General features: G+C 47.4%; 7 protein-coding genes and 1 riboswitch. All 7 genes read left to right on the top strand.

The features are described 5' to 3' along the window. Positions 1-8 precede the first annotated feature (8 nt). The gene (locus AC0MA3_RS13475; protein ID WP_474656583.1) at positions 9-1,724 is read left to right on the top strand and encodes a type 2 periplasmic-binding domain-containing protein; all 1,716 of its coding nucleotides are present in this window, start codon (positions 9-11) and stop codon (positions 1,722-1,724) included. A gap of 100 nt (positions 1,725-1,824) precedes the next feature. Beyond that, entirely contained in the window at positions 1,825-2,793 is a 969-nt protein-coding gene (locus tag AC0MA3_RS13470; RefSeq protein WP_474656582.1) for an ABC transporter permease, read from the top strand. 1 nt (position 2,794) lies between these two features. Further along, the gene (locus AC0MA3_RS13465) at positions 2,795-3,754 is read left to right on the top strand and encodes a carbohydrate ABC transporter permease (protein ID WP_379158831.1); all 960 of its coding nucleotides are present in this window, start codon (positions 2,795-2,797) and stop codon (positions 3,752-3,754) included. 394 nt (positions 3,755-4,148) lie between these two features. Then, positions 4,149-4,910, top strand: coding sequence for a methionine ABC transporter ATP-binding protein (locus AC0MA3_RS13460; RefSeq protein WP_474656600.1), 762 nt, complete (start codon positions 4,149-4,151; stop codon positions 4,908-4,910). Further along, positions 4,903-5,565, top strand: a complete 663-nt coding sequence (locus AC0MA3_RS13455) for a methionine ABC transporter permease (RefSeq protein WP_474656581.1) — start codon at positions 4,903-4,905, stop codon at positions 5,563-5,565. Before AC0MA3_RS13460 ends, AC0MA3_RS13455 begins: the two co-directional genes overlap by 8 nt. A gap of 62 nt (positions 5,566-5,627) precedes the next feature. Then, the gene (locus AC0MA3_RS13450; protein WP_474656580.1) at positions 5,628-6,473 is read left to right on the top strand and encodes a MetQ/NlpA family ABC transporter substrate-binding protein; all 846 of its coding nucleotides are present in this window, start codon (positions 5,628-5,630) and stop codon (positions 6,471-6,473) included. A gap of 279 nt (positions 6,474-6,752) precedes the next feature. Next, positions 6,753-6,849: riboswitch (cyclic di-GMP riboswitch) on the top strand. A gap of 41 nt (positions 6,850-6,890) precedes the next feature. Further along, positions 6,891-10,997 carry a fibronectin type III domain-containing protein gene (locus tag AC0MA3_RS13445; protein WP_474656579.1) on the top strand — a complete coding sequence of 1,369 codons (4,107 nt, stop codon included), beginning with the start codon at positions 6,891-6,893 and terminating at the stop codon, positions 10,995-10,997. Positions 10,998-11,012: the final 15 nt, after the last annotated feature.

The following is an 11,012-nucleotide window of genomic DNA, read 5'->3' as shown; positions in this document are numbered from 1 at the left end:
GGTGCTTTATGGGGGGCAAGTCGAAAAATATGTTCAAGCTATCCCTGATTGTCCTGTTATCCCTGAGCTTCACACTGGCAGGCTGCGGTGGCAACAACAGCAACAACAGCAACAACAGCAACAATGGCAAGGATGCAGCGAAGAATGGCGGGGCTACTGCAACAGAAACGGCAGCTAGCACGGATGGCAAGGTTGAACCGTTTGACATTAGTGTCTTCATCGGTGAAGCGGGCCAGCCGCCGACACCGGATAACAAAATCTTCAAGAAGATCAAGGACGAAACAGGAGCCAATTTTAATTTCGAATATTTAGCCGGGGATATCAATCAGAAGCTCGGCGTTATGATCGCAGGGCAGGATTACCCGGATATGATGACAGGGAATACGAAGCTTACAGCGGCAGGAGCTTATATTCCGCTGGAAGATCTCATCGAGAAATACGCTCCTAATTTGAAAGCGCATTACGCAGATTATTGGAACATGATGAAGGACCCGAATGACGGACATATCTACATTCTGCCTAACTATGGTGTTTACAACGGTGAAGTAAAAAGCTCATGGTATTCAGGACCGGCCTTCTGGATTCAAAAAGCCGTACTCAAGGAATTCGGTTATCCAAAAGTTAAAACACTGGATGAATATTTCGACCTGATTGCCAAATACAAAGAAAAATATCCGAAGATTGATGGAAGCCCGACCATTGGCTTCGAAATACTTAACTATGACTGGAAAAACTGGGGTCTGCTCAACGCACCTCAACATTTGATCGGTCATCCGAACGATGGCGGTGTTGTTGTAACTGATGGAGTAGCGGAGATTTTTGCAGACAAGGATTATGCCAAGAAATATTATCAGAAGCTGAACGAAATGAACCAGCAAGGACTGATCGACAAAGAAACCTTCGTTCAGAACTATGACCAGTATATGGCGAAGCTGTCCAGCGGAACGGTTCTCGGAATGTTCGACCAACACTGGAACTTTAGTGCGGCGGAAGATTCCTTAACCACACAAGGGAAGATCGAGCGGACCTATGTGGGGCTTCCTCTGGTTTATGACGCATCCACCAAAGATTACTACCGGGATCTTGCAGTGCTGAACCTGAACAACGGACTCGGAATCAGCATAAATGCCAAGGACCCTGTGAAGATTATCAAGCTGCTCGAAACGCTGATCAGCGAGGATTGGCAGAAGACCTTCTCCTGGGGTATTGAGGGTGAGGATTATATAGTTGAAAACGGAAGATTTATGAAAACCCAGGAACAACGGGACAACGCCGCTGATCCGACCTGGCAAATGGCTAATAAAGCAAAGACTCTCTACGGCTATCTCCCTAAGCTTGAGGGCAGCTACAGTGACGGTAACTCCACGGATGCGTCTGCACAGCCTGAAGAATATGCAGCCAGTGTGAAGCCTTACGACAAGGAAGTCCTTGCTGCATACGGATATAACAGCTATGTGGACTTCTTCAGTACACCGCCAGCGAACCCAATCTATTACCCAGCCTGGTCCATTGACCTCGTGGAAGGCTCGGATGCGAAAATTGCCAACACCAAGCTGAATGAACTGTCCACCAAATACTTGCCGAAAGCCATTTTAGCTGATCCGGGTAAATTTGATTCCGTCTGGAGCGATTATGTAGGTGACATCAAGAAGGCCAATGTGAAGGCTTATGAAGACAAGATCAATGAGCAGATCAAATGGAGAATCGATACCTGGAGTAAATAGGCTGCGGTGTTAAGAGGTTAGAATCACCAGGAGGTGCAGAGCCGTCAAGAGGGCTAATGCACCTCCTGAAATAAATGATTGTGTGGGGAGATAAACCTATATGGATGATACCTTAGGGAAAGAAACCGTCGCCTTGCATCCAAAGAAAAGAAAGAAGCAGCCCATTACGTGGTCGCTGATCAAAAATCAGAATCAGCTGATTTGGATGTCTGTTCCCTTATTGCTGTATATTGTGCTTTTTGCGTATGTCCCTGTATGGGGCTGGACCATGGCTTTCCAGAACTACCGGCCGGGCCGTTCCCTCAGTGAGCAGGAATGGGTGGGCTTCAAGCAATTCAAATTCCTGTTTACAGATGATAATTTTCTCCGGGTGCTGCGCAATACGCTGGCGATGGGAATTATCAACCTGGTTCTCGGATTTGTGACCGCGATTGCCCTCGCCTTGCTGCTGAATGAAATTCGCAAGGTATTCTGGAAAAGAATAGTACAAACGATCTCCTATCTACCTCATTTCCTGTCCTGGATTATCGTAACAGGTATTGTAGCTACGTCTCTCTCCATCAATGACGGGATCGTTAATATTGTCCTGATAAAGCTGCATATCATCAAGGATCCAATTCTATGGCTTAGTGAAGGCAAATATTTCTGGGGAATCGTCGGGGCTTCGCATGTGTGGAAGGAGGTCGGCTGGAATACAATTATTTATTTGGCCGCTATTGCCTCCATTGATCCCGCATTGTATGAAGCAGCTGAAATCGACGGTGCCAGCCGATACAAAAAAATGAGATTTGTGACTCTGCCGGGGATCAAAGCCACGATTGTTATCCTGCTGATCATGTCTATTGGACATGTACTCGAAGCAGGCTTTGAAGTACAGTATTTGCTCGGCAACGGGCTTGTAATGGATTGGTCGGAGACGATCGATATTTTCGTACTCAAATATGGGCTTGCCCAAGGCAACTATTCACTGGCCACTGCAGGCGGGATCTTCAAGACAGTCGTTAGTGTCACTTTGTTGCTGATGGCAAACTGGACAGCGAAACGGCTCGGGGAAGAGAGGTTGTTATAGCATGGCGAACCAGCAAATTAGCCGAGGCACTACGCCAGGCCTATCCGTGAAAAAAAGCTTGAGACCCAGCGGACTGGAACCGGTTCTCTTCCATAGTATTAATACGATCTTCATGATCTGTCTGGTGCTCGTTACTTTATATCCTTTTATTAATACGATTGCCGTCTCGTTCAATGCGGGAAATGATACTATACGCGGGGGCATCTATCTGTGGCCGAGAGTGTGGACCACGCAGAATTACAAGGCGATCTTTGCTTCCGGCACCATCTATGATGCGTTCTGGATCTCGGTGGCGCGGACTGTAATTTCGACAATCCTGAATATTTTTCTGACCACCATGCTTGCGTATACGCTCAGCCGAAAAGATTATGTGTTCCGCAAGCCGATCACTATTATCTTTGTGCTAACGATGTATTTCAGCGCTGGTCTGATTCCCAATTATTTTCTGATTAAAGACCTGAACCTGCTGGGCAGCTTCTGGGTCTATATTTTCCCTTCGATGATCAGTGCATTTAATATGATCGTCATCCGCACTTATATCGGCACGATCCCGGAAAGTCTGCTGGAATCGGCCAAAATTGACGGTGCAGGCGATTTCAAAATTTTCATGCGTGTGGTATTTCCCCTGTGCAAGCCGGTGCTGGCGACCATCGCACTGTTTGTAGCAGTAGGAGCCTGGAACTCATGGTTCGACGCCTTTATCTACACCTCTTCCAAGCAGAGTCTGAGTACGCTGCAGTATGAGCTGATGAAGCTGCTGTCGACCACGATGAACTCCAACAGCAACCCGAACGTTGCTGCAGGTGTAGGGATGGATAAGGATTCTGCCAAAGCGATGGTGACCCCACTGTCTATCCGGGCAGCAATTACCATTGTGGCTTCTGTGCCGATCCTGGTCGTATATCCGTTCATGCAGAAGTATTTTGTAGTGGGCTTGAACGTCGGCAGTGTAAAAGAATAAATTCGCCGCTAGCTGCAGGCAGCGGCGGATGATTATACCGGCTGGCCAGCTTGAATAGCTGAGCTATAAGCTGTATTGAGACATCGCTGACCTAGGTCAGCGGTGTTTTTTTGCATGCGTAGCTGTAGGACCTTGAGCACTAGATTGCCAGAGACGGCTTCACCTCATGTATGCAAAGAGACTGCTTAGTGAATCATTGGAGACAGGAGGACAGCCTCCTTAATGGGGCCATGCTTACATGACCTTGATATAGCATTTTCAGATAAATGATGACACAGCGAAGAAAATACCTTATTATTTAAAGAGATTTTTAATAAAACAGTTTTTAAATAATAGTAATACACTTATTGGGAACAAGGGCTTAAGTCCGGGCAGCCTGAAAGGAGGGCTTCATATTCTATCTCTGAGCGGAGTAAGCAAAAGCTTTGATCTAAAGGAAGGGCGCTACCTTGCAGTGGATAAGGTCTCGCTCGAAGTGCGGGCGGGGGCCATCCACGGCATTATCGGAGCCAGCGGGGCAGGGAAATCTACACTGCTACGGCTCATGAATCTGCTGGAGCGTCCGGATGAAGGTACTGTGTCAGTAGAAGGCAGACTGCTGACAGAAATGCCGGAGAAGCTGCTGCGTCAGGAACGGCAGAAGATCGGCATGATCTTCCAGCAGTATAATCTGGTGGGCAATGCCACCGTCAGACGGAACGTTGCCATTCCGCTGGCGCTGGCTGGAATGCCGCGGAGCGGGCGGATGGATCGGGTGCAGGAATGCCTGAAGTTCGTGGGGCTTGCGGACAAAGCAGACCAGTACCCTGCCCAGCTGAGCGGAGGACAACGGCAGCGGGTGGCCATCGCCCGCGCGCTAGCGAACAGCCCGAAGCTCCTGCTCTGCGACGAGCCGACCTCTGCACTGGACCCAGGGACAACAGCAGATATACTGGGCGTGCTCCAGCATATCAATGACGTGATGGGGGTCACGGTAATCATCGTTACCCATGAGCTCGATGTCGTCCGGAGAATCTGCACCGATGTATCCGTCATGGAAGGCGGACGCATCGTCGATACCTTCTCCCGGGAAGACGGCAAGTTCCTTGCACCGGAAGACCACACGGGAAGTTACCGTGAACGGATTACGGGCAAAGCGGGGGAAGCGCATGCTTGAGAATATGCTGAAATACCAGGATCAGATGTGGCAGTCCATCGGGGAAACGTTTGTGATGGTCGGGATTTCGGTAGGTGCGGCAGTGCTGCTGGGGCTTCCGCTGGGGACTGTTTTATACTTTTGCCGCAAGGGCCAGCTCTATGAGAACAAGACGCTGTCGCTCGTTCTGAACAGTATCGTCAATGTCATCCGTTCCTTTCCGTTCCTACTGCTGGTGGTGGCGCTGATTCCTTTCACCCGCTTATTAGTGGGTACGGCCATCGGTACTATGGCGGCAACCGTACCGCTGTCTATCGTCGCTATCGCCTATTATTCACGGCTGGTGGAGCAGTCTTTGCTGGAGGTTCCCAAGGGCACAATTGAGGCCGCATTGTCTATGGGGGCATCGAAGCCGGGTCTGATCTTCAGGTTCCTGTATATGGAAGCCCGTTCGGGGCTCGTGCTGGGACTGACGGCTTCGACGATCAGCTTCATTTCATTTTCAACAGTGATGGGAGTAGTCGGCGGAGGAGGGGTTGGCGATTTCGCCATCCGCTACGGGTACCAACGTTTTGAGACGGCGGTAATGGTCTATGCGATTCTGGTGATGATACTGCTGGTGCAGATCATCCAGTATGCAGGAAGTACACTGGCAAGGCTGCTGGATAAACGCTGAGAGACCGGGAAGTCGCTGAAGTAAGATAATAACAAATATAAACATGGGGGTTCATTGCACAAATGAAAAAAACATTGAAATATACGCTTATGCTGCTCGTACTGGTCATGATTGCCGCAGGCTGTGGAAACAACAAGGAGGCCGGAAATACACCGGCAGCAACCACACCGGCAACAGCTAACGCCGAGCCTGTGAAAATTAAAGTAGCCTCGCTCATCCCGCCGATGACTGATATTCTTGACATCGTGAAGCCGCTGCTGAAGGAAGACGGAGTGGATATGGAGATCGTCATCCTGTCCGACAATGTGCAGCCAAATGAGGCATTGGCGAATAAGGAAGTGGATGCGAACTTCTTCCAGCACGTACCCTACATGGAGCAGTTCAATGCGAGCAAAGGTTCCAAGCTAGTTCCGGTTCAACCGGTATATGATGCGATCTACGGTGGATACTCCAAGCGCTACAAGGCTATTGCCGACCTGCCGGAAGGCGCGACGCTGGTTATGGCGAATGACCCCTCCAACATTGGGCGTTCACTGCAAATGTTCGCTAAGGCCGGACTGATCAAGCTGAAGGAAGGCGTGGGCATTCAAGCCACCCAGGCCGACATCACCGAGAACACCAAAAAATTTAAGTTCGAGGAAGTTGACCTGCTGATGCTGGCCCGCATGCTGGATGATGCCGATCTGGTGGCCATGACCCCTGCTTATGCCAGTCCGCTTGGACTGACACCGAAGAAAGATGCGCTGATCACCGAAGGTGAAGATTCCGAGTTCACCATTACACTGGTGGCACGTGAGGACAACAAAGACTCCGACGCTATTCAAAAGCTGGCCAAACGCATCAGCGGCCCGGAAGTGAAGAAGTTCCTGGAGGACAAGTACGCAGATATCGCGTTGCCTGCTTTTTGAGGGTAGATCGTTGAGTCATATCAAATTAAAGAGAAAAAAAGACTACCTTTTTCTGAAAAGGTAGTCTTTTTTTTCTGGATTCATCTTTTTCATAAGGTGAGGGTGTTATGATTTCAACGCCTTTATTATATTAGATACAGATGAAGGAAATTAAGTTTTTGATAGGAGTTAGAAGAATAAATATTAATAAAAACATAAAAATATAATTGTAGGAAAAATTTATATGTTGTAAGATACGAATATTACGGACATACATACTTTTGGTAAACAAATGCAAGCAAAAGACAATAGCAAACCCGACCGAAAGGCGGGGACGCAAAGCCACGGGCCTAGGACCTTCGTCGTAAGACAGTGTTATGGCAGCCGGGTTGCCTAATTGGCTTGTTTTTTTGTGTCTAAAAACTGGGGGGATTTACGATGAAAAGCTTCAACTCTAAGGCACTGGTCTTTCTGTGCCTTGCACTTATCCTGCAACTGGTTATTCCATGGAGGGATATATCAGCTGCGGGCGTGAAGGTCACTGCATTACCGTCACTTAAAGTAGATTTCCTGTACCAGGGAGCCGAGGAAACCAAAGGCTATTTACCCGATTACGGCGAGTTATACGGAGTACGAAATGGATTTAGTTACGGCTGGTCAAAGGAGCAGTCTGTAACATCGGTTGTTTATAGTACATATGGGACGCCACTAGAAAATTCCTTTATACGTTTACAGCCTGATTCCATTTGGGAGATTGAACTACCTAATGGGACCTATGATCTTACTGTAGCAGTTGGAGATGAAGGAAGGGATAGTCTGAATGTTATGCACGTGGAGAACACTACCATTTTGGATAAAATATCCGTTCCTGCAAAAGGGTCTTTTCTGGCCAGTCATACTACTGAAGTTAAAGATGGAAAGCTGACATTAAGCGTGGGTGATTCTGCTGCAACTACCGCATTGCAATACATAGAAATCTCTCCTGGATTATCTACCAAGGCTGTACGCCAGATGGTACCACCCCAGATTGCTTTACCGGTTGAAGGAAATGAAATCGAAAGTGATCAGGTGATTCTGTCCGGTATTCAGCGGAATGAGCATAATATGGTCCCGGCAATTCACGTCCCTGGCATACAACCTGTGATTCAAAGCTATATGACTAGTCAACTAAATGAGATGCAGGCCAAGTGGGCCCCATATGAAAAAAATGCAATCAGTGTGACCAGTGATGCCGATGCACTGATTAATGCGATTAACAGCAGTACGGACCCTGAAGCTATAATTCGTACGGGACAGCTGAATCTGGATAAATCAGTAACATTTGGTTCTCCTACTCACCCCGTCTTTCTGGTAACAGACGGAATTAATACTAACTCAAGTATCACCATTACAGTATATGGGACACTTATCGTAAAAGGGAATTTCAATGCCAATACTGGAGCTCAAATAGTTATTCTTCCGTTAGATCATACCAATTTCTCTCCAGGAGCTAGCCTGAGAGTAACAGGTACCTTACATCTAAATAACGATTCAAACCTGAAAGTGGCGGATGAAATTGTAGTAGGCAGTCTGATTTTTAATAACGGTGACCTTGGAATTAATGCTCGCCGGTTAATTGTTGAGGACAGTCTGCACATTAATACAAAAATTGATATGAACATTGAAGAAGAGATGCTAGTCGGTGATCTAATATCCAACAACAGTACTGCCAATATCAGGATCGCTTCAGGTGACTTTTTCGTCAGCAAGGATGTCAGTGTGAATAATCATTTAAATATTGTTACCTCAGGCATATGGGCAATTGGGGGGGACATAACCTCTAACCAGAAACCTACCGTTAAATCTGGAGGCAGTGGTGGCCAGACTAAATTTAAATATGCTCCCTATGGGCTGAAATCAGAATACTTCGCCGGGAAAGAGTTTACCGGATCTAATAAGACGTTGCTAGATGCCAATATTAATCTTGAAGGTAAGCTGCCGGTCAATTTTCCTGCTTCGGGCGTCTCTGTTCGTTGGACTGGACAAGTATTAGCCTATACGTCCGAATTGTACGAATTTATAAGCCGTACCAATGGCGGAATTCGTCTATGGATTAACGATGAGCTCTTGATTGACGCATGGGGGCAGCAGGGAAATAGCTCTCAGCAGGGAGAAATTAGGCTGGAAAAGGGGCAGTTCTATAATATCCGCATGGAATTTGAGAGCGACAACAATCAGCCGCAAGCTACTCTCTCATGGATGACCAGCTCCGTTCCGGAAGAAGTAATTCCTCAGGGGCAATTAAGTCCATTTGCAGTACCTGAGCTTTCATTTTCCCCGTCTGCATCAGATATAAGTCTGAATTGGACACCTTCATTTAATGCAGAAGGTTATGAAGTGGAAGCGGATGGCAAGGTCGTCGTTTTAGGCAATCAAAATGACTATACTCATGCGCCTCTCGATTCCGGTACACTCCATACTTACCGTGTAAGAGCAAACGCTGGAACTATACACGGGGAATGGTCTGTCCTCCACGAGAAATGGTCTCTCCCAGGAGTACCTGACAATCTGCAGCTAACTTCAACGAGTAATCAAATCCGGCTGGAGTGGGATTCTGTAACCGGAGCTAAGTACTATCAGATTGAATCGAACGGGACGATCGTAAATAACGGGAATTCTACTGTGTATGTTGAAAAAGGCCTGAACCCGAATATGCAGAGAGCATACAAGGTAAGGGCGGTTAACTTAAGTGGTCCCGGTGGCTGGAGTGATGTGGTTGCCAGAACGACACTACCGGGAACGTCCGGCGGTCTTCAAGCCTTTGCGAAGGATACCTATATTGATGTCAGCTGGGATTCCGTATCAGGAGCCCAGTGGTACGATCTTGAAGTTGATGGAACATCAATTAAGACGTCCGGAACTGAATACAAGCATGCAAACCTCCAGCCTAATACAAGCCATACCTACCGGGTACGTTCCGGCAGTGCCTTAGGCAACAGTGAGTGGAGCGGCGTAATTACTGTAGTAACGCTGCCTTCCATACCTCATAACGTACAAGCCACTGCCGAACGTGACCGTATCGTTGTTAATTGGGAGCCAGTGGTAGGGGCAACCCGTTATGATATTGAAGTGGACGGTGCTATCAAGGATAACAATATGAACACAAGCTTTATGCATCAAGGGCTGTCCTCAAATACAGAACACACATACAAGGTGCGCGCAGTAAGCGGATCTGTGACCGGTGAGTGGAGCGAAAGGGTCGTGAGTACTACTCTTGCTGATTTCCCCGTGAACGTAAAAGCTGTAGCTGCAGCTTCACAGGTAGAGCTTTCTTGGGATCCTGTTACTGGAGCTGTTGGCTATGATGTGGAGGCGGATGGGCAGATTGTTCATCTTGGTCTTGATCTTTCCTATGTTCATGCAGGACTTGAGCCACATACTGAACACAAGTATCGGGTTAGAGCTAGAAGTAAGGCTGGAGTCAGTCTCTGGAGCGAGAAGGTTACAGCTGTGACCTTGCTTGGGATTCCTGAAAATTTTGTATTTACAATTAAGATGAATTCTATCACCCTTGCCTGGGATCCAGTGGTTGGTGCTACCAGCTATGAGGTAGCTGTCGATGGAGAAATTGTTGACGCCGGTGCTGCGACAAGTTATACCCATGAAGGATTGGCGCCTAACTCGATTCATGTCTATCGGGTCAGAGCTAAAAACGATCGCGTGACAGGGGCCTGGAGCAGAGTTTTGACTCAGACAGTTGGCCTTGGTATTCCTGTTATCAAAGAAGCTATTCCTTACAGTGACAAGATCTCAATCAGATGGAATGAGGTTGAGGGAGCGACAGGTTATGATGTGGAGATTAACGGAGTAGTAACAGACAATGGCTCAGAAACAACTTATGTACATCATAATTTACCTTCCGGGGAGTCGTGTACCTTCCGGGTACGTGCGAAAAACACAACGGCACAGAGTGGCTGGAGTGAATCTGTTACCGTAAAGACTACCTCGAAAATCGTCAAATTCATATCGTCTACTGCGACGACAAATTCTATCCTACTGGAATGGACTTCCGTAGCAGGGGTCAGCAGTTATGATCTTGAGATTGACGGCGTTATCGTTCAGGGAATCTCATCTACCACTTATACGCATAAAAATCTGAGATCTAACACCATTCACAGCTACAGAGTTAGAGCGCATAGTGATGGTCAAAATAACGAATGGTCTGATCCTCTTCAAAAAAAGACTATCACAGAACTGATAGCCAACGTTGGTAAAGACAACATTTTTAATTTTGTTGTTGTCGCACCCCCGAAGAGTGGGCCTGAAGGATCCGTAATTACGATTAGCTATAATCCTAACGAAGTAGAAGTATTGGATCTGAGTACGGTAACTCCGGCAGCTGAATTAACTGCCGGGCCTGTACCTACTGCTGGAATGAGCATTAGGAGCGTTATTCCGGGCAAGATTGTGATCACTGTGACTAACTCCGGCTCAACGTTTGTTAATGGGATACGATTTCTTGCCAAATCGAATAATTCTTCCAGCATCACTTATGTAGTTGAATAGCTGTCTATGAAGGAG

It is taken from the genome of Paenibacillus sp. LS-5, assembly GCF_056121505.1.
Note: the sequence above shows the minus strand (reverse complement) of the source record. Positions and strands in the feature narration are given on the sequence as shown.